Genomic DNA, 26662 nt, shown 5'->3' on the forward strand with positions numbered 1-26662 from the left:
GCCAGCCCCGACTTTTTAGGTATCGCTCAGTTCGGCAACCAGATCATAGGCATCGCCGCGATACCATGAATGAGTGACCTCGATCGCGCGGCCGTCGGCAAGGAAGGCACGGCGCTCGATAAACAGGCAGGGGTCGCCCACCGCGATTTTCAGCAATTCGGCATGCTCCTCGCTGAAACCGATGGCGCGCACGCGCTGCAGGGCGCGCACCGGCCGGTGCCCGAACTTGTCCAGCGCGTCATAGAGCGAGCTGTCCACCGCATCAATCGAGGGCAGCCCCCAGCCCGGCAGCGTGGCCTGCTCCAGCGCCATGGGCAGCCCATCGGCATAGCGGATGCGCATGAAACGATAGACCAGCGAACGCGGCGACAGCCCCAGCGCCAGCGCTTCCTCGGGATTGACCGCGCCCTCGGCCCGGTCGAGCCAGGCATTGCCCGGCTTGCGCCCGCGCGAGAGCATATCCTCCGAAAAGGAGGAGAGCATCGCGAAGCTCTTTTCCACGCGCGAGGTGCCCGAGGCCGCCTGACGGCCCATCACAAAGGTGCCCGCCCCCTGCCGCCTCTCGAGCAGACCGTCCTCGACCAGCCCGTCGATGGCCTTGCGGATGGTCACGCGGGACAGGCCATAGCTGTCGCAAAGCTCACGCTCGCTGGGCAGGGCCTGACCGACGCCGAGGCGCTGCTCCTTCACAGCGTCGCGGATCAGGTTCTGCAACCGAATATAGCGCGGCCCCGCGATGGTTTCATCCAGGGCGCCAATGTTGTGAACGACGGACATAACTCTCCTCTGCCTGCTAGGCCTAGGTCAGCGCATGCGGGCGGGCAACAGGGAATATCAGCCTTGAAGCGGCATCATATCGTATGGATGGGACTTCGCCCGGATAAGCGTGGCTTCGTATACCCCAAAAGCAAAGGCTGGTCGCCACGGTTGCGGTACTGTGGCTCTTCATAGCGAGGCCGATCGAGCAGTTCCTCGATGGGGCCGGTTTGCCAACGCCGCCCACACCATCCGCCCTTGCATCATTCTCAGCTTCCGGCCTGCGAGGGGCTTCATAACCGGGCGCTCCCTCCCCATCTCGTTCCGGCGTCACCGCCAAAGCGCTGCGCCTTGGCGGGCATGCCGGGCACTTTACCCAAGCAAAGAGTGCCCAGCGCGATGAATATGGATTTTTAGTATACGAGAACAGGAATTTTCCTGTATCCTGCATCCACAGACTCACCACCCAGGAGAGTTCCGATGTTGCGCGCCCATCGCATGAGTGCCCTGCTCGACACAATGCTCGACACCGTGTTCGAACGTGCCCGCTCGATCCGCCCGCCATGGCGCGCACGCCCCGCCCCGCCATCGGAGGATGTGACCGCCGCCAGCCTGCTGGCCATGGCGCAGGATCTGCTGGGTGAGCGCAGCCAGTCATCGGGCGTGGGCATTGCCAAACGCATTCTGGCCGATTACGCCGCGCTGGACCCAAACCAGAAACTCGAATTTTTCCGAGGGCTGGTCGAAGATTTCGCCCCCGCCCCCGAACCCATCGCGACGGCATGGAGCGCCTATCTGGCCAGGCCGGGCCCGATCACCCTGGCCGCCGTCACCAAGGCCGCCGAACCGCCGCGCCAGGAACTGCTCAGGCGCCTCAATCAGGCGCCATCGGCCACGGGCGATCTGGTGCGCCTGCGCGCCGACCTGCTGGAGGCCTTGCCCGCCCATCCCGATCTGGCGCCGCTCGACGCCGATCTGGTGCATCTGCTGCGCTCATGGTTCAACCGGGGTTTTCTGGTGCTGCGCCGGATCGACTGGGCCAGCCCCGCCGATTTTCTCGAACGGATCATCCGTTACGAGGCGGTGCATTCGATCGCCACATGGGCCGCCTTGCGCGACCGCCTGCTGCCGCAGGACCGGCGCTGCTATGCCTTCGTTCACCCGGCGATGCCCGATGAACCGCTGATCTTCGTCGAGGTCGCGCTTTGCGCACAGATCCCCGGCTCGATCCAGACCTTGCTGGCACCCGACCGCCCCGAATTGCCTGTCGATCAGGCGCGGGCAGCGGCGTTCTATTCGATCTCGAACTGTCAGGCTGGCCTCGCCGGGATTTCCTTCGGCCAGTTCCTCATCAAGCAGGTGGTGGAGGATCTGTCGCGCGAGTTTCCCGCGCTCGACACCTTCGTCACGCTCTCCCCCCTCCCCGGTTTCCAGCGCTGGCTGGACACGCAGGGCGAGGAAACCCTCCCCGCCGATCTGCCGCTGGAGGACCCGCGCGCCGCAAGGCGCATGGCGCTGGGAGCCCACTATCTGCTCTGCGCGAAGGACCGGCGGGGGCGTGCGGTCGATCCGGTGGCGCGCTTCCATCTGGGCAATGGCGCGCGGGTCGAGCGCCTCTGCTGGATGGGCGACACATCGGCCAAGGGCATGGCGCAGTCGGGCGGGCTGATGGTCAACTACCTCTATGACCCCGCCACGCTGGAGGCCAATCACGAAGCCTTCTCACGCGAAGGCACCGTGGCCGCCAGCCCCGCGCTGCGCACATTGCTGCGCGGGGTCGAGGCCGTGGCGGCCTAGAGCGGTTTACGATCCGATTGCATCGGATCAACCGCTCTAAGTTTTTGTTTGTCCGCGTTTTCCGAGTCGCCGGGTGATCCCACCCGGCTTGAAAACGCTCTAAGCCGGCCAGAGCAGCCTCTCCACCCGGTCCGGATCGGCCACCAGAGCGCTCTGGTGGTCGAGCACCATGGTCGCACGCGTGGCATTATCGAACCGCGCCCAGTCGGGCAGGCCCGCGGCCACCGGACGCCCGGCGCTGACAAAGGACACCATCGCCCCATGCATGCGGTCGGCCATGGGCTGATCGGCCGGGGTCATGCCGAAAAAGCGTGTGAAGGCAGGCACATCCACATGGTCGAAGGTGAATGGCACATCCAGCACATGCGGCGTGTGCCCCTTGAAGGCTCCGCCCGGTGCCGGATAGGTCAGGCGATAGCGGAACACGCTGGCGCCGCGCGCCGCATGCGCCTGAGCGATGCGCAGGCAGGGCATGCCATATTCCTCCGCCGTCAGCAGGCGCCAGTGCCGCTGGGCGGGGGAGAGGTCGGGGAAGGCCTGCGCATAGCTCCGGTCGAGATCGGCGATCTGCTCCATCGTGGCATTAGAAATGGCACGCGAGGTCAGCGGTTGATCGGCGCGATCGGCGGGCAGGAACATCCGCCCCTCATCGGCATTGCTGCCGATCAGCAAGGGCATATGCGGAGCCCCGCCACTGCTGATGCGCTCGAGCGGCACCATCGGCATAAAGGCCCCATCGACCACCGGACGGAACGGAAAGTTGCGAGGCCATGCCTGCCGCGCCGCCTGCTGCGCGGCCAGACTATCCGCCACGGAGGCGGTCAGCAGCCTGTCGGCACCGCCCAGCTTTTCGGCATAGACGCGCGCGAAAGCCTCCGCCTCGGCCATGGTATGGACGGTCTGTGCACCGCCGCTGAACATCGCGGCCTGCGCATAGAGCCCGTCCGCCGCCGGAACGCCCATCAGCGAGCCGGCATTCTTGCCGCCCGCCGACTCCCCCGCGATGGTCACACGGCGCGGATCGCCGCCGAACGCCGCGATGTTGGCCCGCACCCAGCGCAGGGCCAGAAGCTGATCGCGCAGACCATTGTTGCCGCTGCCCCGATAGGCCGGGCCCAGCAAGGCACCGGTTTCCAGAAAGCCCAGAGCCCCAAGGCGATAATTGACCGTAACGCACACCACGCCATCGCGCGCGAAACGGTCACCTGCGGTGCCGGCATCGCCGCTCCAGCCCCCTTCATTGCCACCGCCGTGGATATAGACCAGCACCGGATGCGGCCCCGGTGTGGAGGGCGCCCAGACGTTGAGCTGAAGGCAGTCTTCCGACATCTCGCTCGCCATCGGCTGACCGGCCATCTGTGGCGCGATATGGGCGGGGCTGGTGGCGGCCAACACACCCTGCCAGCGTGGAGCGGGCTCAGGCGCGGCAAAGCGCGCTGCACGCCCGAAGGGGATGCCCGTAAACACCCGGATTTTGCCCTGCGCCTGGCCCTGTACCCGCCCGAGGGTGGTGGCGATGGTCAGCGCCTGCGGATCGGCGCGGACGGGCCCAGCCCGCGCAGCGCCAAATGATGCAAGCGCAGCAGCGGGCGCCGCGCCCAGCAGCGCCAGCGCATGACGGCGATCGAGCATCAGGCGCCAGCTTTCGCAAAGAGGTCGCCATAGACCTCGCGCAACTGCTTCTTCTGGATCTTGCCCATGGTGTTGCGCGGCAGTTCGGGCACAAAGACCACCCGGCGCGGCTGCTTGAAGCGCGCCAGTTCTCCCGACAGCGCCGCGATCACTTGCGCCTCATCCAGATCGGGATTGCGCGATTGGACCACGGCCACCACGCCCTCGCCCATATCGGGGTGAGGGATACCGATCACCGCGCTTTCCGCCACGCCGGGGATGGCATCGATCAGCGCCTCGACCTCGGCGGGATAGACGTTGAAGCCGCCGCAGATGATCAGATCCTTGGCCCGGCCCACGATCGAGACATAGCCGCGCGCATCAATCACCCCCAGATCGCCGGTGATGAAGAAGCCATCGGCGCGCAGTTCCTCCGCCGTTTTTTCGGGCAGGCGCCAATAGCCCTTGAAGACATTGGGCCCGCGCACCTCGATCCCGCCGACCTCGCCCTGAGGCAGCACCCTGCCCGTTTCGGGATCGGTGATGCGCAGCTCCACACCCGGCAGCGGGAAGCCCACGCTGCCCGGCACGCGGTCACCGTCATAGGGGTTGGATGTGTTCATATTGGTCTCGGTCATGCCATAACGTTCGAGGATGGCATGGCCGGTGAGCGCGGAAAATTCCTTGTGCACCTCCGCCGACAGCGGTGCCGAGCCCGAGACGAACAGGCGCATATGGGCGGCCAGATCGCGGGTGAAGCCGGGCTCGCCCAGCAGGCGCGAATAGAAGGTGGGGACGCCCATCAACACATTGGCCTGAGGCATCAGCCGCACCAGTTCCTTCACGTCGAATTTGGGCAGCAGGATGATCGCCGCCCCCGCCGCGATGGTGATGTTGGTGGCTACGAACAGGCCGTGCGTGTGGAAGATCGGCAAGGCATGCAGCAGCCGGTCATCCGCGGTATAGCGCCAGTATTCGCGCAAGGTCTCCGCATTGGAGGCCAGATTGCCCTGACTGAGCATCGCCCCCTTCGAACGCCCCGTGGTGCCCGATGTATACAGGATGGCGGCCAGATCGTCATCCTGCACGCTGTGGACCGGGCTGTCGGCGGCTTGCTGATCGGCCAGATCGGACACCTCACCGCCGCCCTGCGCATCGAGCATCAGCCGGGCAGGCACACCGATCTCGGCGCAGAGGGCAGCCATCGCAGCCTCGTCCTCGGGCCGATGGATCAGCAGGGCGGGCTGGGCATCGCTCAGGAAAAAGCGCAATTCGCCCGCCGTATAACCCGTGTTGAGCGGCAGATAGACCGCCCCGATGCGCAGCGCCGCCAGATAGGTCAGCAGCGCCGTGGCGCTCTTTTCCACCTGCACCGCGATGCGGTCACCCGGCTGCACGCCGCGCGCGCGGAACAGGCCCGCGATCTGCCCGCTGCGGGCCAGAGCGGCGGCATAGGTCAGCACAGCGCCATCGGGCAGGATCAGGAAAGGCGCGTCGGGAGCATCGCCCGCGCGGGCCTGAAAACGGAAAAACATGTCCTGCCGCATCGGGCGTCCTCTCTCATCCTGTTGCTTGGCAGAGCATGGACTCACGGCCATCACTGCGCGGTTGATCCGTTTTCCGGTGTATGCAAGAAGCTGTCCAGAGAAAAATATTGCATGCGAGAGCCTGTCCATGACCGATGCCGGTGCGTCCAGCGCCCTTCTCCTGTCCGAACGCATCCGCGTGGCGCTGGCCGACGAGATCACCACCGGCATGCTCGCCCCCGGCCTTTCGCTGGATGAGCAGCAGATCGGCGACCGCTTCGGCGCCTCGCGCACGCCGGTGCGTGAGGCTTTCCGGCAACTGGCCTCGGCGGGGCTGATCGAGATGCGGCCCCGGCGCGGCGCCATCGTGGCGGCCATGACGCCCGAACGCATCGTCGACATGTTCGAGATGAGTGCCGAGATGGAAGCGATGTGCGTGCGCCTCGCCACCTATCGCATGAACCCCATCGAGCGCAGCCGGTTGCGACGCCTGCATGAGGACTCCGAGGCGATGGTCGCGGCCGGCGATATCGACGCCTATGACCAGCTCAACTGGCGCTTCCACCGCGCCATTTACGAGGGCACGCACAACAGCTTCATCGCCGAGCAGGCCACCGCCCTGCGCGACCGCATGGCCGCCTTCCGCCGCACCCAATTGCGCGAGGAGGGCCGCCCGGAACGCTCCCGCGCGGAACATGGCGCCCTGCTCGACGCCATCATGCGCGGCGATGGCGAGGAAGCGGCCAAGCGGATGCGCGCCCATATGTTCAACGCTTCCAGCGCGATGGAGCGGCTGGTGACCACCATGCGCGAGGAGCGTGACGCAAACACTTGAAACACCGGCCACCGACCACAGGCGGGGCCAGAAGAGAGGATGAGCGATGCCGATGTTCGGAACGGCGCTGCTGGCGCTGTGCACGGTGCTGGGTGTGGCGCTGGGGGAGGTGCTGGGCGCCTTGCTGCATGTGAAGGCTAATGTCGGCGGGGTGGGTCTGGCGATGCTGCTGTTGCTGGCGGCGCGGCAGATGCTGGCGCGGCGGGGCTGGCTGTCGCCCGGCCTGCGTCTGGGCGTGGAGTTCTGGGCGTACCTCTACATTCCCATCGTGGTCGCCATGGCGGCGCAGCAGAATGTGCGCGCGGCGCTGAGCGGCGGCCCGATGGTGGTGCTGGCCGGGGCGGGCGCGGTGGCGATCTGCTTCGCGCTGGTCGGCCTGCTGGGGAGGCTGGCGCGCCATGATTGAGGTCCGGGGGGCCGAGATCTGGAACCGGCTGGCCAGCGATCAGGCGCTGATCCTGGCCTTTGTCGCGGTGGGCGCGATCATGGGCGTGTCCGTTCTCCTCTCGCGCGGGCTGACGCGCGGGCGCATCCATGCCAGCGCCATCGCCATTCTGGGCGCGCTGCTGCTGGCATGGATCGGCGGGGAGCTGACCGGCGGCAAGAAAGGGCTGGCCGATGTGTCCGGCCTTGGCGGGCTGGCGCTGCTGGGCGGTGCGATGCTGCGCGATTTCACCATCGTCGCCACCGCTTTCGAGGTCGATGTGGGTGAGGCGCGCAAGGCCGGATGGCTGGGCGTGATCGCTCTGGCGCTGGGCACGCTGGTGCCTTTCGTGCTGGGCGTGGGGATCGCCTGGGGCTTTGGCTATCGCGATGCCGTCTCGCTCACCACGCTGGGCGCCGGGACGGTGACCTATATCGTCGGGCCGGTGACGGGGGCGGCCCTGGGCGCATCCTCTCCGGTGATCGCTTTGTCGATCGCGACCGGCGTGCTCAAGGCGGTGCTGGTGATGATCGCCACGCCTTTCGTGGCGCGGCTGATCGGGCTGGACAATCCGCGCAGCGCCATGGTCTTCGGCGGGTTGATGGGCACGGTCAGCGGCGTGAGCGGAGGCCTTGCCGCCACGGACGAGCGGCTGGTGCCCTATGGCGCGCTGACGGCGACCTTTCACACCGGGATCGGCTGCCTTATCTGCCCGTCGCTGCTGTTTCTGGCGGTGCGGGCGCTGGCCTGACAGCGGGTGATCCCCGGCTCTCCAGCATCAGCATCAGGCTTTCTTCGGGCAAAGGACGGCTGAACAGATAACCCTGCAGATGGGTACAGCCGCAAAGCTTCAGGATCTCCGCCTGCTTTTCGGTCTCGACGCCTTCGGCCACCACCCCCATGCCCAATTGCTGGCCAAGGCCCACAACGGCCTGAATGATCCCGCGGGCCACCGGCGAGGTGGCGATATCGCTGATGAAGCTCTTGTCGATCTTCACCTTGTCGAAGCGGAAGCGCTGGAAATAGCTGAGCGAGGAATAGCCCACCCCGAAATCGTCGATCAGCACCTGAATGCCCAGCGCGCGCAGATCTTCCAACTGGCGGAAGGTGCGCTCGACATCGCGGATGACCAGCCCCTCGGTCACTTCCAGTTGCAGCCGGTCGGGGTTGAGGCCCGAAACCTCCAGCGCCTCGCCCACGGTGCGCGGCAATTGCCCCGAGATGAACTGCAGCGGCGAGAGATTGACCGCCACGCGCAGAGGCTCGGGCCATTGCTGCGCCTGTCGGCAGGCCTGATGCAGCAATTGTTCCCCCAGCCGGTCGATCATGCCGCTTTCCTCGGCGATCGGGATGAAGGTGTCGGCGCTGATCGGGCCCCGTTCGGGATGGGTCCAGCGGGCCAGCGCCTCCACGCTGGTGATGCGCAAAGTGTCGGCGGCAAAGACCGGCTGATAGGCAAGGGTCAGCTCGCCGGCATCGATCGCCGCGCGCAGATCCTTTTCCAGCCGCCGCCGGTCACGCGCCGCCGCATCCATCTCCGCGTTGAAAAAGCACACGCCCCCGTGCCGCTTGGAACGGTAGAGCGCCAGATCGACATTCTCGCGCAACTGCTTGGTGGTGATGCCGTCCTCGGGCGAGAGCACCACGCCGACCGAGGCGCCCGTATGCGCCACGCCGCGCTCGGTGACGAAGGGCTGCCCCATGCACAGGATGATCCCGCAAGCCATGGCTTCGGCGCGTTCGCGCAGATGCTCGCCGGTGAGCATGACGATGAATTCGTCGCCGCCGATGCGGGCGGCCCAGTCGGTCTCCTTCATCAGCGATTGCAGGCCCGCGCCCACCTGCTGCAGAACGGCATCTCCGGCAGGATGGCCGAACTGGTCGTTGATGGCCTTGAAGCGGTCGAGGTCGATGCTGAGCAGCGCGAAGGCCTGCGCGTCACGCACCATTTCGTGAAGCCGCCCGGTGAAGCTGGCACGGTTGTGGAGGCCGGTCAGGGAATCGTGGTGGGCCAGACGCAGGGCCTCGGCCTCGTTCCTTTTGCTCTGGGTGACATCCTCGGTCACGCCCAGAATGAACTGATCCGGACGGTCGGGGCCGTCGATCAGCATCTGGATGCTGCGCAAATGGCGTGTCTCGCCATCGCGACGGACCACTTCGCGCTCGAAAATCTTCGCGCCCTGATCGCGCAGACTGCGCCTCTCGGGCTCGGGCAAGTCACCGAGCAGCGCCTCTCCCACGCGATTGATCATCACATAATGCCGGGTCTGCGCATCCTTCACATAGAGCATCGCGGGCAGATTGGTGACGATGGAACTGAGAAAGGCATGGGATGGCGCATGCCCTTCCCCCTGTTGCCCCTCGGGCCGCAACCGATTGTCGCGCAGAATGGCGGCAAAGCCCGGCCTGCCCTGCCCGTCCTCATGGGCGACCAGCGTCAGCGCGATGGGCAAGGTGCCGCCATCGGCATGCTGCCCCTCCAGCATCAGCGGCACGCCTTTGTCGATCGCCGCGAGGGCCTGAGGCAGAAGGGGGCCGTGCCTGCTGCCCGATGCGAAGATGGCGCCCATGTCGCGCCCGATGATCTCCCCTGCGCTCAGGCCGAACAGCGCCTCGGCGCCGGGGTTCGCATAGCTGACATGTCCCGTGCCATCGACCACGACGACCGCCTCGGCCATCCGATCGACCAGCCTGACCGCGACGTCACCCATGCGACGCAACTGCCGCGCCTCGATCAAATCGCTGGTCAGCAGCGCCAGATCGCGCAGCGTCTCATGCTGGGTCGGGGTCAGGCCGCTACGCGGCTGCGGATCGGACACGCAAAGCGTGCCCAGACAATGGCCCGACCGCAGCATCAGCGGGAAACCGGCATAGAAGCGGACCCCGCCCTCGCAGGTGACGAAGGGATTGTCGCGGAAACGAGCATCAAGGCTTGCATCGGGCACGATCAACACCTGGCGCGCGGCCACCGCATGGGTGCAGAAGGACACGTCGCGCGGCGTTTCCAGCATATCGAAGCCATGGCGCGCCTTGAACCATTGCCGATCCTCATCGATCAGGCTGATGGCAGCGCATGCGGCCGACAGCGCATTGGCGGCAAGGCGGATGATGTCGTCGAAAGCCTTCTCGCCCGGCGTGTCGAGGATATCGACATCGCGCAAGGCGGCCAGTCGCGCCGCTTCCTGAGATGCGCGGGAGGGGGCATTCGACAGATCCATGCGGCAGGGCTAGCACACAGTCCTGAATGCATCGGTGACTGTGCCTAGGGAAAAGATGAGGACGGCGCACAAAGGCATTTTTTACTATGATGCATAAGAAAAGGGACCGGATTGCTCCGGCCCCTTCCCTGTTGTCAGCCTGATGGGGCTTAGTTGCCCGAACCCGGACCGTAGGTGATTTCCACGCGACGGTTCTGCAGTTCGCGCACGCCGTCGGCGGTGGGAACGCGGGGGTTGGCTTCGCCGTAAGCGGTGCTCGAGATGGTGCCGTCAGCCACGCCATGCGCGGTGAGGTAAGCACGCACCGAGGCGTTACGACGGGCCGACAGACCCAGATTGTACTTGGGCGTGCCCGAGCGGTCGGTGTAACCGGCCAGGGTGATCGCAGCCGTACCGCAATTGCCATAGGCCTGGATCGCGCTGTCCAGAATGGTGGCGGCCTGCGCCGTGACGTCCGACTTATCCCAGTCGAAGAACACGATGTAGGGGCCCTTGTTGCACACCGGAGCCGGGGGAGGCGGCGGGGGCGGAGGGGGCGGCGGCGGGGGAGGCGGCGGCGGGGGCGGCGGAGGCGGCGGGGGAGCCGGCTCGGCGGCGGAGCGGCCGAAGTTGTAGGTCAGCGTCGCCAGCAGCGAGTGGGTGCGCAGCGAGGTCTGATGCACCACACCATTGGCATTGGTGTAGAGATCGGTGCCATCCGGGCGGAAGTAGCGATACTTCACACCAAGATCGATGTTGTGGCTCAGCGGCATGGTCACGCCCGCGATGGCCTGCCAGGCATAGCCCTTGTCGCCATCATTGATCGGCGTGAGACCCGGCTCATTCTCATGCAGGCGGATCGAGGCATAGCCCGCGCCACCACCGGCATAGAACTTCGCGCCGCCCCAATGGCCGACACCGAACAGCACGTTGAACATATAGGCCGTGCCGTTGCTCTGGCCCGCCAGAGTGCCGCCATCCTTGGTATAGAGGCCCGAGGGGCGTGCCGAGGACTTCATGCTGGCTTCGTAGTGGAAGCCTTCCGCTTCCAGACGGAACCTGCCGAAATCATAACCGATGGCACCACCGGCTTCCCAGCCATAGTTGAACCGGTCGGACCGGGCATAGCCGCCCGGATTGCGGATGTCGGCACGCTCGTTCTTCACGGCACCGCCCTCGACGGTGACATAGGGGCCGTGATCGTCGGCGTGAGCGATGGTCCCTGATGCTGCGGTCGCCAGGGCAGCGGCCAAAATGAGTTTTTTCATAGGTCTCTTTCCATTGCGCAGAGCCAGTCGCTGGGTCGGTTGGTGGCTGCCTCAGCGACGTGCAGTCTGGGAAAGAGCCCCCGCGCCGGATTGTTGCACTGCGATGATGGGCCGAAGGAACGTTTTAAAATCTGTGACTTTCAGGCCACAGTCATCCCCGTGACCCATGGTCATAAATTCTCCACTCCAACCGAAATATCAGAAGGCTTCGGCAGCTTGCATGCTATAAGCGCGGCATTGGGGAAGACTTGCGCATGGCGAACCATTTTAAGAGGGGGCGGAATGCCTCAGTTTGAGCTTGACCTCATAGAGGCAAGCGAACGGCTTGCCGCCGCCCGATCGCTCGACGATGTGGTCGATGTCCTGAGACAAACCGCCAGAGCGGTGGCCGGGGCCATGGGGATCGCCGTCATCATCCGCGAGGAAGGCCGGTGCTTCTACGCCGCCGAGGATGCCATCACGCCGCTCTGGGCCGGCAACCGGTTCGACGAGGCGAGCTGCGTCTCGGGCTGGGCGATGCAGCATCTGCAGACGGTCGAGATTCCCGACGTGTTCGATGATGACCGGGTGCCCAAGGATGCCTATGCGCCGACCTTCGTGCGCAGCATGGTGATGGTGCCCATCGGCAAGCCGCGCGCGGTGGCGGCGCTGGGCGCCTATTGGTCGCAGACCGGTCGTCAGAGCCCCGAAACGGTGCGGCGGCTGGAGAACCTGGCCCGCCTCGCCACCGTCGCCGTCGAGAACGCGAGGCTGCTGGGCGAGCTGAAGGACAGTGCCCGCCAGCACAGCATGATGGTCGCCGCCGGGCGCATGGGCCTGTGGTCCTTCGACATCGCCTCGGGCGTGCTGGACACCTCGGCCATGTGCCGCAGCAACTTCGGCCGCGATCCCGATCTGCCCTTCAGCTATGCCGACCTCCATGCCGCGATCCATGCCGAGGACAAGGCACGGGTGCAGGAGGCAATCGCCAAAAGCATCGCCACCGGCAGCGATTACGACATCGAGTACCGGCTGATCACCCCCTCGGGCGAAACCCGCTGGATCGAGATCCGGGCCCGGCCCAGCTACGGCCCCAATGGGGCGCCGCTTGTGCTCAGCGGGCTGTCGATCGATGTCACCGCGCGCAAGAGGATGGAGGCGGCGCTGCAGACCTCCGCCGCGACGCTGGAACATCTGGTCATCGAAAGAACGCGCGAGCTGGTCACCGCGCAGGAGGCCCTGCGTCAGGCGCAAAAGCTGGACGCCATGGGGCAGCTTACCGGCGGCGTGGCGCATGATTTCAACAATCTTCTGGCGCCGATCATCGGCGGGCTGGATCTGCTCCAGCGCCGCAATGTCGGCGGCGAGCGCGAGCAGCGCATCATCGCCGGGGCGCTGCAATCGGCGGACCGTGCCCGCCTGCTGGTGCAGCGCCTGCTGGCTTTCGCGCGGCGCCAGCCGCTCAGGGTGGAACCGATTGATATCGCCGCGCTGATCGCCGGCATGGATGAGCTGCTGGTGGCCACACTCGGGCCGCAGGTGGTGATCAGCCGCGACATTGCCGAGAACCTTCCGCTGGCCCGCGCCGATCTGCATCAGGTCGAAATGGCGCTGCTGAACCTTTCGGTGAACTCACGCGATGCCATGCCCGACGGCGGCTCGCTGATCCTTTCCGCGCAGCTTCGGGTGATCGGTGCCGGCCAGCAGCAGGCGATCAGCTCCGGCAGCTATGTGGTGATCACCGTGACCGACACCGGCTCGGGCATGGATGCGGAAACCAGAACCCGCGCGATCGAGCCCTTCTACTCCACCAAGGGCATCGGCAAGGGCACCGGGCTGGGCCTGTCGATGGCGCATGGGCTGGCCTCGCAACTGGGCGGCGCGCTGACCATCGAGAGCGAGATCGGCAAGGGCACCGCCGTCAGCCTGTGGCTGCCGACCAGCGAGGAAATACTAGCGCAAGCCTCCACCCCCGCCCCCGCTCTGCCGGTGATGACCGGCCGCGCGCTGCTGGTCGACGATGAGGCGCTGGTCCGCGAAAGCATCGCCGACATGCTGGGCGAGCTGGGCTTTGCCGTGACCGAGGCGTCCTCGGCATCGCAGGCGCTGGCCTTCCTGCGGCAAAGCGAGGCGGTCGATGTGGTGATCACCGATCATCTGATGCCGCACATGACCGGCGTCGAGCTGGGCCGCGCGATTGGCCGGGAATGGCCGGGGCTGCCGGTTCTGCTGGTTTCGGGCTATTCCGATGACCATGGGCTCGACGCGGCGCTGCCCCGGCTGGAAAAGCCCTTCCGTCATGCCGATCTGGCCGCGCGGCTGGAGAGCCTGCTGCCCATGCTGTCCGCGCCGCGCTGAGGCCCGGCCAGCCCGGCGCTGCGGGACGGCTTGATCAGCCGTGGCGCAGCGTACCATCCGCAACGACACAGACTGGAGCCGCATCCTCGCGCCGGTGCCCGAAGCGAGGGCATCACGCGATATCGAGATGCTCCGGGGGATGCCCGGCCAGCCGCCGCGCGTGTGCCGCCTGATAGGCTGCCTCGAGACGATGGGTATAGCCCTTCGTATCGAACAGGGGATGGGTCAGCCGGTTTGCTGCCAGGCGCGCGCGCAGTTCGGCCAGCAGCGCGGGCTGAGACGCGAGTTGCAACGCGCGGGCCTCATAATCGGCGTCGCTGTCGGTGACCAGTTCAGGCAGGCCGACGGCGGTGACCAGGCTGGCGCCGACACGCGCGGCGAACGGGCGCCCGGCCCGCGTGAGCACCGGCAGCCCGCCCCACAGCGCGTCGCTCGCCGTGGTGTGGGCGTTGACGTTGAAGGTGTCGAGAAACAGATCGGCATGCCGCAACCTTGCCAGATGCTCGGCATGCGGCAGCGTTTCGGCGAAGATCAGCCGGGCGGGATCGACGCCACGCGCCTCGGCTTCGCGGCGCAGGTTCGCCTCGGCCCAATCGTTCGAGCGCAGCAGCCACAGGACGCTGCCCTGGACTCCCGTCAGCAGTCGCATCCAGACGTCGAATTCGCGCGGCCCGATCTTGTAGTTGTGGTTGAAGCAGCAGAACACAAAATCATCCGCGGGCAGGCCGAAATCCGCGCGCGTTGTCCTTGTCGCGGCAATGGCCCGCTGTTGATCGTTGGGCTGATAACTGCCGGCAAGGCGGATGATCTTTTCGCTGTAATGCTCCTGCTCTTCAACAGGAATGACCACCGGATCCGCAACGAGATAGTCGATATAACTGGCGCCCAGCGACCCCGGATAGCCGACATGGCTGATCTGCAAGGGCGCCATGCGCCGGGCAAAGATGCGCGAGCGCGTATGCTGGGTATGGCCCTTCAGATCCACGGCGATGTCCAGGGCATCGCCGCGCGCGAGGTCGACGATGGCCTGATCGGACAGCCCGCTCACATCGACGAAGCGCTCGACCTCGCGCATCAGCCGCGCGCGATGCGGGCCGTCGGAGGCAGGGCCATAGCTGTAGACGACAATCTCGAAACGGTCGCGGTCATGTTCGCGCAAGAGGCCCGACATCAGATACAGCGTCGCATGCTCATGAAAGTCGGCCGAAAAATAACCGATGCGAAGGCGCGCACCGGGAGCTGACGCATCCCGATGGACCGGTGATGCCTCCTGCCCCGCATCGCCAACCCAGGCGCGCGACATGGCAAGCTGGCGAGCCGGGTCGTCCTCGAACACCAGCAGCGGAAACGGTTCCACATCCCTGGCCCCGGCAAAGGCTCCCTCGCTGCGCAGGGCAGCGTAATCGTCATAGGCGGAAAAGTCGCAGATGTTGGCGCGGGCAAAAAGATGCTGCACGCGCACCGCGTTGCGCTCCGGGTCAAGCTCCAGCGCCAGTCGGAAGGCATCGATGGCGCCCGGCCAGTTGCGATAGTCCACCATCAGATTGCCGAGATTGTGCAGCGCGTCGGGAAAGCTCGGCTGGATCGCCAGCGCCCGGCCATAAGCGTCCAGCGCATCCTCGGACCGATGCTGCTGTTGATAGGCATATCCCAGATTGTTCCAGGCTCCGGCGAAATCGGGCTGGATCGCCACCGCCCGGCGATAGGCGTCTAGCGCATCCGTGGCCCGGTTCTGCTGCTGATAGGCGGAGCCCAGATTGTTCCAGGCCCCGGCAAAATCGGGCCGGACCGCCACCGCGCGCTCATAGCTGGCGATCGCCGGCTCGATCTTCTGCTGCTTGCGCAGCGCATTGCCGAGGTTGAAATGCGCCTCGACATAGTCCGGACGAAGGACGAGCGCGCGCGCAAAAGCAGCGACAGCCTCGTCGAGCCGGTCCAGACCGCCCAGCGCAATGGCGTGATTGCTGTGAAGCTCGGCATTGCCGGGATCGAGTTCGGCCGCGCGGGCATAGGCGGCCCGAGCCTCTTCAAACTGCCCGAGCCCGATATTCGCCGCGCCCAGCATGTTGAGACACAGCGCCGATGTGGGATGCCGCCCGCTCAGCGCCTTGGCCAGGGCCGCAGTTTCGGCCAGCGCTCCGCTGCGGTAAAGAGCGACCAGGCGTTCGACGTCGGATTGCGGCAAGGAAGGCTGCTGCGGCACCGAACGCAGTTGGTCGATACCCTGGCGCGCCCGCACATTGCCGGGAAAGCGAGCCAGCACCGAACCGTAAAGCCGTTCCGCTTCGGCGGTGTCGCCGCGCTGAGCGGCCTTGCGCGCCTTGGACATCGTCGCTTGAAGGCTCATTCTGCTCTGTCCGTCCCTTTGCTGTGCAGAGGCCTCTCTTCAATCGAGTGCGCGCCCTGGATGAGTGACGCCAATCGTAAAATTTTGGTAATGATGTCTGGCAAACGGCGGGTGCAGTATTTTCCCTTATTTCAACCGTGGCGGCGGTAGCCCGATCAGGGAAATGAGCCGTGCGGTGCATTTCTATCGATACAGTAGAGTTTTTCATCTTGCGCTTGCCCCTCGCATCACGCACCTTGATCTTGCGAAAAACGAGGGGATGCTCATCATGACAGACATCAGTTTCAGCGCACCCGCCAGGCTTCTGGCGTCCGAAAGCCAGATTGCTCAGCAAGCCTTGCATCATGCCGGAGCGGTCGACCGGGGCTCGCTTGGCCGCCTGGTCGGCAAGGTGATGGAGGCGGAACCGGGCGAGCGTTGGCGTTATGCCATTGCCGCCGATGGCGTCTCGCAGCTCTATGCCGCGGAAATCGAGGCTCTGGCCGGCACGCGCCAATATGCCGACTGGCAGGCCGGTCAGGTCTGACACGCGGGATCTGGCGGAGGTCAGCCCTGCTGATCTCCGCCTCCCCTCACGGAATAGAGCGCCAACCTCCGCCCGCAAGCGCGGCAAGACCTGGCGACGACCTTGCCGGGCGCAGCATAGCTCTGCGCCTCGGACAGCGGCACCATAGCCAGCGCGCGTGATGGCCGCGCCTGCGGGCGATGCGGATCAGGCACACGGCGGACACGGCCACCTAGGCTTTCGGCGCACCCATACGCTGAACAGCACCGCAAACCCGTGCAGACAGGCGGGTTTACCTTCCCCCAGCGCGCCTTTTCATGATATGCAAAGGGCAACCGGCATTGAGTCTGGCTTGCCCCGACAAGCCCGGCTGCTCGTTGCGATTGACCGATCACGGCCGAATCGGCTGGCTCGTCGATCGCCTCAGGCGTGCCGCCCGCGATCAGACGACACCGCATAAGACCTTCGTCCCAGACTGCCCGACACAAAGCCGGCGCATGTCAGCGACTGTTCGTCATGGCCCGGATTTTTTCTCTGCGCATCAAAACGTTCCGGCACCAGAAGACCGCCCGTCAGCGGCCATAGCCCCCTATCCTCCTGCCCCGGCATGACGAAAGAAGCATGGACATCACGGCCCCGCCTCCCTATTGCGCCGCCAATATGTACGATATAGTTAGTTTGTAATAAAATCGCGGTTTCCCGCCGGTTCTGCTGCCCCCAAACGGCAGAGCACCGGCTGTAAGCCACGAAACACGTTCAGAAATTCCATCCTGCCCACTTGCCTTCCAGCCCCAGGAGGTGCCGCGTGTCCAGCGCGAAGAATCACGATCATCTGGCCGCAAGGCTCTGGCTGCTCCTGCTCGGAGCGGTCATTTTTCTTGCCGGTCTCTTTTTCCTCGTCGCAGGCGGCAAGCTCCTGTTGCTCGGCGGCAGTCCCTATTTCGTGCTCGCAGGCCTTGCGCTGATCGCATCGGGCGCGCTGATCGCCCGCCGCCGCCCGCTCGGCGCCCTGCTGTTCGGCGCGACTTTCGCGGCAACCGTGCTCTGGGCCCTGTGGGAGGTCGGCTTTGCCTTCTGGCCGCTGATCTCGCGCCTGCTCGCCATGGGCGTGGGCGCCACCATCGTCGCCCTCTCCACGCCACTGCTGCGCGCCAGCGCGGGCCGCGCGCCCGCATGGCGCCCGGCGCTGATCGTCGCTGGCGTGGTTGGCCTGGCCTCCGCCGCCGGTTTCGCGGGCATGTTCGTGCCGCACCCGACCGTCGCCTTTACCGGCGAGGACTCGCCCCTGCCCCCGCTCGACCCCGCCGCCCAGCAGAAGAACTGGGAGGCCTATGGCAACACCAGCGGCGGTAGCCGCTTCGTCGCGCTCAACCAGATCACCCGCGACAATGTGAAGAACCTGCAGGTCGCCTGGACCTATCACACCGGCGACATGGACCCGAGCGACGGCAATGGCGCCGAGGATCAGGACACCCCGCTGCAGGTGGGTGACAGCGTCTTCATCTGCACCCCGCACAACAATGTCATCGCGCTCGATGCCGACACCGGCCGCCAGAAATGGAAGACGGTGATCGATGCTCATACCTCGGTGTGGATGCGCTGCCGTGGTTTGGCCTATTTCGATTCACACGCGCCGATCCAGCAGCCCAAGGTGCCCGGATCGGTGCCGGTGCTGCCCGCCTCGGTTCCCGCCAATGCGCCCTGCCAGCGCCGCATCCTGATGAACACCATCACCGCGCAGCTCGTCGCGCTCGATGCCGACACCGGCGCCTTCTGCCGTGATTTCGGCAATCAGGGCCGCGTCGATCTGAAGGCGGGCATGGGTGCCACGCCCGATCCGCAGTATCAGCTCACCGCCGCGCCGACGCTGGCGGGGACGACGGTCGTGGTCGGCGGGCGCGTGGCCGACAATGTGCAGGTCGATATGCCCGGCGGCGTGATCCGTGGCTTCGATGTCATCACCGGCAAGATGCGCTGGGCCTTCGACCCCGGCAATCCGCAGGACCATGGCGCGCCCGCGCCGGGCAAGAGCTACACCCGCTCGACGCCCAATGTGTGGTCGGCCATGTCCTATGATGCGGCGTCGAACACCGTCTTCATGCCGATGGGCAGCTCCTCGGTCGATATCTATGGCGTGCCGCGCACCAAGCTCGACCACACCTATGGCGCCTCGATGCTGGCGCTCGACGCCACCACGGGCCGCGAGAAGTGGCACTTCCAGACCGTCCACAACGATCTGTGGGACTTCGACCTGCCGATGCAGCCCAGCTTCGTCGATTTCCCGATGGGGAATGGCAAGACCATCCCCGCGCTGGTCTTCGGCACCAAGGCCGGGCAGATCTATGTTCTCGACCGCGTCACCGGCAAGCCGCTGACCAAGGTGGAAGAGATCAAGGTCCATCCCGCCAACATTCCGGGTGAACCCTATTCGCTCACCCAGCCGCTGTCGGTGGGCATGCCGCAGATCGGAGTCGGCCCGCTGACCGAGGCGAGCATGTGGGGCGCCACCCCCTTCGACCAGTTGCTGTGCCGCGTCGCCTTCAAAAGCATGCGCTATCAGGGGCTCTACACCGCGCCGGGCACCGATACGGCGCTCAGCTTCCCCGGCTCGCTGGGCGGCATGAACTGGGGCGGTCTCTCCACCGATCCCACCAGCGGGACGATCTTCATCAACGACATGCGCCTGGGCCTGTGGGAAAAGATGGTCCCCCAGACCAAGGAGCAGCAGGGCAAGGCCGGTGCCGCCGGCGAGGCCACCAACACCGGCATGGGCAGCGTGCCGATGAAGGGCACGCCCTATTCGGTGACCAAGGACCGCTTCCTCTCGGTCTTCGGCATTCCCTGCCAGACCCCGCCCTTCGGCACGCTGACGGCGGTGGATCTCAAGACCCGCAAGATCAAGTGGCAGGTGCCGGTGGGCACGGTGCAGGACACCGGTCCCAAAGGCATCCGCATGGGCCTGCCGATCCCCATCGGCCTGCCCACGCTGGGCGGCACGCTGGCGACACAGGGCGGGCTGGTGTTCATCGCGGGGACGCAGGATTTCTATCTGCGCGCCTTCGATTCCCACACCGGGCGCGAGATCTGGAAGGGCCGCCTGCCCGTGGGCAGTCAGGGCGGGCCGATGAGCTACCGCTCACCCAAAACCGGCAAGCAATATGTGGTCATCACGGCAGGCGGCGCGCGCCAGTCGCCCGATCGCGGCGACTATGTGATCGCCTACGCCCTGCCCTGACCGCAATGATGATCCGCTGCCGGGGCTGATCACGCCCCGGCCCCGGCAGCGTCTGAATTTTTAACACAGACCGGGCCTGCACCGCAGGCATCGGACCAAGAGCGAACCCATGTCCCTGACCAACCATGCCCGGCGAGCGCTGGCCTCCTCCCTCTTTCTCACGCTGCCCTGCGGCGCGGCCATGGCGCAGGATGCGACGCATGCCGCCAGCCCGGCGAGCGCCACGCAGGACGAGTCGGTGATCCTGGCCGCGCAATCCTCCGATCAGGACACCTCGCTGGCGCCCTATGTCACGGCAGCGCCCCCGGCCCGCCCGGCACCGCTGCGCGCGGAAATGACCGGTGATTGGGGCGGCCTGCGCAACCGCATCAAGCAGGCCGGTTTCACCCTGCGCGCCGATTATGTCTCGGAAAGCTTCGCCGCGGTCGATGGCGGCGAGCGGCGCGGTACCGCCTATGCCCAGCAGATCCGTGCCGGTGTCGATGCCGATATGGACCGGCTGGTCGGCTGGAAGGGGGCGATCATCCATGTCACCCTCAACGACCGGCGCGGGGCGGGCATCTCATCCGATTTCGTCGGCAACCGCCTGCCCATTCAGGAGAATTACGGCGGCCTCTACACCCGCCTCTCCGAGGCCACGGTCGAGCAGAATTTCGATGGCGGCAGGCTCAACCTGCGTGTCGGCTTCTTTGCGATGGGCAATGATCTGGGCGGGCTGGGGCCGGGCTGCAACTTCGTCAACGCCGCCTTCTGCGCCCATGCGCTGACGCTCTCGGGCGACAGTGGCTGGTACAATTACCCCAACGCCCGCTGGGGCGCCGCCGTGCGCTACAAGCTGCGCCGCGACGTGATCCTGCGCACCGGAATCTATCAGGTCAATCCGGCCCTGAACGACGAGCAGAACGCCTTCAAGCCCTTTGCCGCCGGGACGATCGGCGCGCTGATCCCGCTCGAGGTCGAATATGATCCGGGCACTCATGCGGGCAGCAAGGTGCTGCCGGGCCATTACAAGCTGGGCGCCTATTACGACACCTCCCGCGTCGCGCGGCAGGGCGAGACCGGGACGGTAAAGGGCCGCTACGGCGTCTATCTGCTGTTCGACCAGATGATCCTGCGGGAGGGCACCGGCAAGCGCGGCCTGTCACTGCTGGGAGAGTTTACCGCCCAGCCCGCCAATTCCGCGCCCATCACCCGCTGGTCCGCCTTCGGCCTGCTGAAGACCGGCACCTTTCCGGGTCGCGATGCCGACACCATCGCCATCGGTTTCGTGGAGGCGACGATCAACCCGCATCTGCGCGCGCTCCATGCCGCCGCTCTGGCCAGCACGCCGGACGGCAGCGACCGGCTGTTCTTCGGCGAGGCGGTGATCGAGGCGAGCTATGGCTTTCAGGCGCGCCCCTGGCTCAACATCCGGCCCGACATCCAGTATGTCATCCATCCGGGCGCGTTCAGCTATCGCCAGACCGGCAATGCGCTGGCCATCGGCACGCAGATCCGTTCGCAATTTTGATATTGCCACGTAATCCTGCGGCACATGGCTGGCCATCGGCCGCAGGCTTGCGGTCGCTAAGAACCGAAGCGGTGCCTATCCTATCGGGTAGCGCCTCGGCCTAGCTGCGCCCGACCTGCATCAGCGTGGCATCGGAGGGCAGCAACTGATCGAGAAACGGCAGGATCGCCGCGCCGATCGCCGCCGCATCGCCAGCCATGGTCGCGCGCAGAATGGGCGCCGTCGCGGGCAGCCGCACATCGGCCAGCCTTGCGGTCAGCCGCTCGACCAGAGCATCGGCCAGCGATTCCGGCAGGCGCCCACCGATGATGATGGCATGCGGATCGATCAGGCAGTTGATGTTGACCAGCGGCGCGGTCAGCGCGCGGGTGGCATCCTCCACCCAATGGTCGAGGACCGCCGCCACGGCCGGATCGCTTTCATCGATGGCCGAGGGGCTGGCCACGCTCAACCCCGCCTTCGCGAGATATTGCATCAGCGCGGAGAGCGAGACGATGTCCTGCACCACCGCATCGGGGCCCGCGCCGGTCGGGTCGGGCAGCAGGCCCAGCTCGGCGCTGCGGCGGTTGGCGCCCTCGACATAATGGCGGTCGATCAGCAGGCCGCCGCCCAGACCCGAGCTGATGAAGATGTAGAAGAAGCTCGACAGCGTCAGGCCAATGCCCGACTGCGCCTCGCCCAGCGCGGCGGCGGCGGCGTCATTGTCGATCAGCACCGGCCAGGGCAGCACCGGCCTCAGCAGCTCAGGAAGCGACAGTTCGGCCCAGCGGTCATAATCATGCGGCCGGCCCGGCAGCGTGATCGCGCCCAGATCGTCAGGCAGCGCGACACCGACGCCGATCACCCGGTCGCGCTTCACGCCGGCTTCCGCCAGCAGCGGCTCCAGCCCGTCGCGGACAAAGCCCACAACATCCTCGGGCAGAGCGAAGGCCATATCGCGGGTGATGCGGCTGCGCACCTCGCCCGCCAGATCGAGCGCGACCAGCGTCAGATGATCGCGGTCGATGTTCAGGCCGATGGCGATGCAGCCCAGCGCATCGATCTTGAGCCGGATCGCGGGCTGACCGCGCGGCCCCTGCAGGCGCCCGATTTCCTTGACCAGCCCCTCGTCGATCAGGCGGCGGGTGATGTTGGCGATGGTCGGCGCCGTCAGCCCCGTGGTGCGCGACAGCTCGGTGCGGGTCGTTTCGGCGCTGGTGCGGATCGCCTGAAGCACGACGCGCTGGTTGTAATCGCTGGCGCGGGCCAGATTGGTGCCCGAGAGCGAAACGGCAAGGCGTGCGCCGCGCGATATATCCGTGCTCATTGCCCCGCCCCCCGACGCATAAGGCCCGAATGCCCGCTTAAGGCTCGCTCTGTTTCAATCACATATCCCACGGTTCCAGCATTGCCAAGGCGACCTGCACTTGCCAATCGCAAATTTAATTAAAATAAATTTTTTAATTACCCTTGATCCGTCGATCCCCACGCCGTAGCGTGCACCACACGAGATAAAAACAGCTTGATGGAGAGATCGTGACGCTTCCCCCCCCGTTCGGCGCACGCCCAATGACCCTGTCGCTTTCGCGCCGCGCCATGCTGACGGCGAGCGCCCTTGCGCCTTTCGCGAGCATGCCCAAAGCGCTGGCCGCAGCGCCGCTGATTTCCCGCCGCCCGGCCCCTGCGGCGCGCTCTTTCGTGTCGCGCGCGGTCGAGAAGGAGATCCTGCGGGTCAGCGCGAAAATCGCCGATCCCGAACTGCGCTGGCTGTTCGAGAATTGCTATCCCAACACGCTCGACACCACCGTGCGCACCGGCACCGTGGATGGCCAGCCCGACAGTTTCGTCATCACCGGCGATCTGGATGCGATGTGGCTGCGCGACAGTTCGGCCCAGCTTCAGACCTATGTACATCTCACGCCGCATGATGCCGATCTGCGGCGGCTGTTTCAGGGTGCGATCCGGCGTCAGGCGCGCTGCATCCTGATCGACCCCTATGCCAATGCCTACACGGCGGACCCCACCGCCATGTCCAATTTCGGCGCCGCCACCGATCTTACCGAGATGAAGCCGGGCGTGGCCGAGCGGAAGTGGGAGCTGGATTCGCTGTGCTATCCGATGCGGCTGGCCCATGCCTATTGGACCGCGACGCGCGATGCCTCCCCCTTCGACGATATCTGGTCGCAGGCCATGGCCCGCGCCGTAGCCACCATGCGCGAGCAGCAGCGCAAGGACAGCGACGGTCCCTATCGCTTCGAGCGCGTCAACCGCCATGCCACCGAGACGCTGATGCTCAAAGGTGTGGGCGCGCCGAGCCGCAAGGTGGGGCTGATCCACTCGATGTTCCGCCCCTCGGACGACGCCTGCACCCTGCCTTTCCTGATCCCCTCGAACCTCTTTGCCGTCGCGGCGCTGCGCATGCTGGCGCAGATCCATACCGAGGCCCGTTCCGACGCCGCCGCTGCTGCCGCCTGCACCGCCCTGGCCGATGAGGTCGATGCGGCGCTCACCGCCCATGGGCGGATGGACGATGGCACGGGCAATCAGGTCTGGGCCTTCGAAACCGATGGCTTCGGCAACAGCCTCTTCATGGACGATGCCAATGTGCCGAGCCTCTCGGCCCTGCCCCTGCTGGGCGCGGCGCGGCGTGACGATCCGCTCTATCTGCGCACCCGCGCGCTCGCATGGAGCCCGCGCAACCCTTATTTCTTCTCAGGCAGCGCCGCAGAAGGGATCGGGGGGCCGCACAAGGGCCTCGGCATGATTTGGCCGATGTCGATCATCGTGCGCGCCATGACCACCGAGAATGACAATGAGATCCGCCAGTGCCTGCGCTGGCTGAAAACCACCCATGCGGGCACCGGCTTCATCCACGAAAGCTTCAACAAGGACGATCCCGACACCTTCTCGCGGCCTTGGTTCGCCTGGGCCAACGGGCTGTTCGGCGACCTGATCCTCGACCTTGAACGCCGCCGCCCCGCTCTGCTTGCCGAAACCTTCCCACAGGAGAACCACGCTTGATCCGCGCCACCCGCCGCGAGCTGCTTATCGGCTCCACCCTCGTCCCCCTCGGTTCCGCCCTGCCCTTCGCCGCCTCGGCGCAGGCGCCCGCCGCCACCGCGCCCGACCTGTTCGTCGGCACCGGCGGGCATGGCCACACCTTCCCCGGCGCGACCCTGCCCTTCGGCATGGTCCAGCTTTCGCCCGACACCAACAATGCCGGTTGGGACGCCTGTTCGGGCTATCACCAGTCCGACCGCTCGATCATGGGCTTTTCGCACACCCATCTCTCGGGCACGGGCATCGGTGATATGCTCGACGTGCTGGTGGTCCCCACGCGCGGACCGCTGAAACTGGTGGCGGGCACGACCGCCGATCCGTCCGCAGGCTATCGCCAGCGCTACAGCGACGAGCATGCCGAGCCGGGCTATTACCGCGTGAAGCTGGAAAGCGGCGTGATCGCCGAACTCACCGCCACCGAGCGCACCGGCCAGCACCGCTACACCTTCCCCGCCGGCCCCGCGCACATCCTGATCGACTTCGCCCATTGCAAGCAGGAGACGCATGAGGAGCTGATCCGCATCGAGGATGCCTCGCTGGCCATCGATGCCGATGGCACGCTGACCGGCAGCCGTCAGGTCTTCCGCTGGGCCGAGGGGCGGCGCATCCATTTTGCCTTGCAGCTTTCCCGCAAGCCAGACCGCGTGGAGTTCTTCGGCGACAATGATGCTCCGGCTGCGGCGGGCGCGCAGGGCGTGTCGGGTCATCGGCTGAAGGTCGCGCTGTTCTTCAACGATGCGGGCAGCGCGCCGATCCTGGTCAAGACCGGCATTTCGGCGGTCGATGTCGCGGGTGCCCGTGCCGCTCTGGCCGAGGCGCCGGGCTGGGGCTTCGATCAGGCCTGCACCGCCGCGCGCCGGGTCTGGGCGCAGGAACTCGATGCGGTCCGTGTTTCGGGCGGCACGGCGGCGCAGCGCACCATTCTGGCCAGTTCGCTCTATCACACGCTGATGGGGCCGACGCTGTTCAGCGATGTCGATGGCCGCTTTATGGGCCTCGACCAGCAGGTCCACACCCTGCCTGCGGGCGAGCGCGCCTACAGCGCCTATTCGCTGTGGGACACCTATCGCGCGCTGCATCCGCTGATGACGCTGATCCGCCCCGATATGGCCAAGCGCTTCGTCCATGACCTGATCCGCCAGACCCAGCAGAGCCCCTTTTGGCCCGCCGACCTGGCCGCTTCAGGGTGTCGAGACCGGCTGCATGAACGGCACCCATGCCGTGGTGGTGCTGGCCGAGGCCAGGGTGAAGGGCATCGAGGCCGATTACGCCGCCGCCTGGCCCAACATCCGCCGCCATGCCTTCGACCTGACCCTGCCCGACACCGCCGCCACGCGGGGCCGCGAGCCCTACATGCATATGGGCTATATTCCGGCGGACAAGGTCAGGGAATCGGTCAGCCGCACGCAGGAATATGCCTATGACGACCACGCCATGGCCATCATCGCCGAGGCGGCGGGGGCGCATGACGATGCCGCCGCCCTGCGCAAGCGCAGCGGCAACTGGCGCAATGTGATCGACCCCAAGATCGGCTTTGCCCGGCCCCGCTTTGCCGATGGCAGCTGGTGGGCGCCCTATGATCCGATCCAGCTTGGCCATATGCCCGAGCCGCATTGGCGCGATTACACCGAGGCGAATGGCTGGCAGGCGACCTTCCTCAACCAGCACGACATCTATGGTATGATCGCCCATTTCGGCGGCGAGGCGGCCTATGAGGCGAAGATCGACTCCTTCTTCAACGCGCCCTCGACCCTGCCCGACAATGCCCCGCCAGACATCGCAGGTCTGGTCGGCCAATATGCCCATGGCAATGAGCCCGACCAGCATGCGGCCTATCTCTATGCTTACGTGGGCGCGCCGTGGAAGACGCAGGCGATGGTGCGCCGCCTCTGTGCCGAGATGTACAAGGACGACCCGGATGGCGTGATCGGCAATGACGATTGCGGGCAGATGAGCGCGTGGTTCATCCTCTCCTCGCTCGGCTTCTATCCGGTCGATCCGACGACGGGCATCTATGTGCTGGGCTCGCCCCTGTTCGACAGCGCGCAGATGCGGCTTGGCGATGGCAAGATGCTGACGGTGAAAGCCATCAGCAACGGCCCGGACCGGGTTTACGTGCAGTCGGTGCGCTGGAACGGCAAGCCGTGGACGAAGAACTGGATCGCCCACAAGGATCTGGCGCAGGGTGGCACGCTGGAGTTCACCATGGGCGACAAGCCCTCGCGCTTTGGCGCGGCCAAGGCGGATCGCCCGCCTTCAGCGCCCAAGGCCTGAT

General features: G+C 66.1%; 16 protein-coding genes and 1 pseudogene. 10 read left to right on the forward strand and 7 right to left on the reverse strand.

Translation table 11 applies throughout. The annotated features are described in order from the left end of the window. Positions 1-15 precede the first annotated feature (15 nt). Positions 16-777 carry a GntR family transcriptional regulator gene (locus tag ABDW49_RS25825; RefSeq protein ID WP_343616493.1) on the reverse strand — a complete coding sequence of 254 codons (762 nt, stop codon included), beginning with the start codon at positions 775-777 and terminating at the stop codon, positions 16-18. Positions 778-1236: 459 nt separating this feature from the next. Here ABDW49_RS25825 and ABDW49_RS25830 point away from each other — a divergent pair, with 459 nt between their 5' ends. Next, positions 1237-2553, forward strand: a complete 1317-nt coding sequence (locus ABDW49_RS25830; RefSeq protein ID WP_343616494.1) for a malonyl-CoA decarboxylase — start codon at positions 1237-1239, stop codon at positions 2551-2553. A 99-nt stretch (positions 2554-2652) separates the two neighbouring features. On the opposite strand, the gene ABDW49_RS25835 is transcribed toward ABDW49_RS25830, so the two are convergent. Together ABDW49_RS25835 and ABDW49_RS25840 are read right to left on the reverse strand one after the other, a co-directional pair. Continuing rightward, positions 2653-4185 (reverse strand): carboxylesterase family protein, encoded by a 1533-nt coding sequence (locus ABDW49_RS25835; protein WP_343616496.1) that lies wholly within the window; start codon positions 4183-4185, stop codon positions 2653-2655. Further along, positions 4185-5711 carry a malonyl-CoA synthase gene (locus ABDW49_RS25840; RefSeq protein ID WP_343616498.1) on the reverse strand — a complete coding sequence of 509 codons (1527 nt, stop codon included), beginning with the start codon at positions 5709-5711 and terminating at the stop codon, positions 4185-4187. The genes ABDW49_RS25835 and ABDW49_RS25840 overlap by 1 nt, the downstream gene beginning before the upstream one ends. Positions 5712-5838: 127 nt before the next feature. Between ABDW49_RS25840 and ABDW49_RS25845 the strand changes: the two genes are divergently transcribed. From ABDW49_RS25845 to madM, 3 genes are read left to right on the forward strand one after another with little or no spacing between them, the layout of a single operon-like run. Then, positions 5839-6525, forward strand: a complete 687-nt coding sequence (locus ABDW49_RS25845) for a GntR family transcriptional regulator (protein ID WP_343616500.1) — start codon at positions 5839-5841, stop codon at positions 6523-6525. 46 nt (positions 6526-6571) lie between these two features. Beyond that, entirely contained in the window at positions 6572-6931 is a 360-nt protein-coding gene (gene madL, locus ABDW49_RS25850; protein WP_343616502.1) for a malonate transporter subunit MadL, read from the forward strand. Continuing rightward, positions 6924-7700 carry a malonate transporter subunit MadM gene (madM, locus tag ABDW49_RS25855; protein WP_343616503.1) on the forward strand — a complete coding sequence of 259 codons (777 nt, stop codon included), beginning with the start codon at positions 6924-6926 and terminating at the stop codon, positions 7698-7700. The genes madL and madM overlap by 8 nt, the downstream gene beginning before the upstream one ends. On the opposite strand, the gene ABDW49_RS25860 is transcribed toward madM, so the two are convergent. Both ABDW49_RS25860 and ABDW49_RS25865 read right to left on the reverse strand, forming a co-directional pair. Continuing rightward, entirely contained in the window at positions 7654-10167 is a 2514-nt protein-coding gene (locus ABDW49_RS25860) for an EAL domain-containing protein (RefSeq protein ID WP_343616505.1), read from the reverse strand. The genes madM and ABDW49_RS25860 overlap by 47 nt on opposite strands. 149 nt (positions 10168-10316) lie before the next feature. Beyond that, entirely contained in the window at positions 10317-11414 is a 1098-nt protein-coding gene (locus ABDW49_RS25865; protein ID WP_343616507.1) for an OmpA family protein, read from the reverse strand. A 282-nt stretch (positions 11415-11696) separates the two neighbouring features. Here ABDW49_RS25865 and ABDW49_RS25870 point away from each other — a divergent pair, with 282 nt between their 5' ends. Beyond that, on the forward strand, positions 11697-13751 hold the full coding sequence (locus ABDW49_RS25870) for a response regulator (RefSeq protein ID WP_343616508.1): 2055 nt from the start codon (positions 11697-11699) through the stop codon (positions 13749-13751). Positions 13752-13863: 112 nt separating this feature from the next. Here ABDW49_RS25870 and ABDW49_RS25875 read toward each other — a convergent pair whose 3' ends face one another. Further along, positions 13864-16098, reverse strand: a complete 2235-nt coding sequence (locus tag ABDW49_RS25875; RefSeq protein WP_343616510.1) for a tetratricopeptide repeat protein — start codon at positions 16096-16098, stop codon at positions 13864-13866. 268 nt (positions 16099-16366) lie between these two features. On the opposite strand from ABDW49_RS25875, the gene ABDW49_RS25880 reads away from it, so the two are divergent. The 3 genes from ABDW49_RS25880 to ABDW49_RS25890 all read left to right on the forward strand — a co-directional run bounded on the left by ABDW49_RS25880 (position 16367) and on the right by ABDW49_RS25890 (position 21348). Then, positions 16367-16624: a hypothetical protein gene (locus tag ABDW49_RS25880; RefSeq protein ID WP_343616512.1), complete on the forward strand. Its 258-nt coding sequence runs from the start codon at positions 16367-16369 to the stop codon at positions 16622-16624. 784 nt (positions 16625-17408) lie between these two features. Further along, positions 17409-19838, forward strand: coding sequence for a glucose/quinate/shikimate family membrane-bound PQQ-dependent dehydrogenase (locus ABDW49_RS25885; protein ID WP_343616514.1), 2430 nt, complete (start codon positions 17409-17411; stop codon positions 19836-19838). A gap of 109 nt (positions 19839-19947) precedes the next feature. Next, positions 19948-21348: a carbohydrate porin gene (locus tag ABDW49_RS25890; RefSeq protein WP_343616516.1), complete on the forward strand. Its 1401-nt coding sequence runs from the start codon at positions 19948-19950 to the stop codon at positions 21346-21348. Positions 21349-21448: 100 nt separating this feature from the next. Here the strand turns inward: ABDW49_RS25890 and ABDW49_RS25895 are convergent, their stop codons facing one another. Continuing rightward, on the reverse strand, positions 21449-22654 hold the full coding sequence (locus ABDW49_RS25895) for an ROK family transcriptional regulator (RefSeq protein WP_343616518.1): 1206 nt from the start codon (positions 22652-22654) through the stop codon (positions 21449-21451). A gap of 242 nt (positions 22655-22896) precedes the next feature. On the opposite strand from ABDW49_RS25895, the gene ABDW49_RS25900 reads away from it, so the two are divergent. Both ABDW49_RS25900 and ABDW49_RS25905 read left to right on the forward strand, forming a co-directional pair. Continuing rightward, positions 22897-24348 (forward strand): glycoside hydrolase family 125 protein, encoded by a 1452-nt coding sequence (locus ABDW49_RS25900; protein WP_343617402.1) that lies wholly within the window; start codon positions 22897-22899, stop codon positions 24346-24348. Then, positions 24345-26661, forward strand: a pseudogene (locus ABDW49_RS25905) (GH92 family glycosyl hydrolase). Before ABDW49_RS25900 ends, ABDW49_RS25905 begins: the two are co-directional and overlap by 4 nt. The last annotated feature ends 1 nt before the right edge of the window (position 26662 follow it).

The organism is Novosphingobium sp., from assembly GCF_039595395.1.
Lineage (GTDB): Bacteria > Pseudomonadota > Alphaproteobacteria > Sphingomonadales > Sphingomonadaceae > Novosphingobium.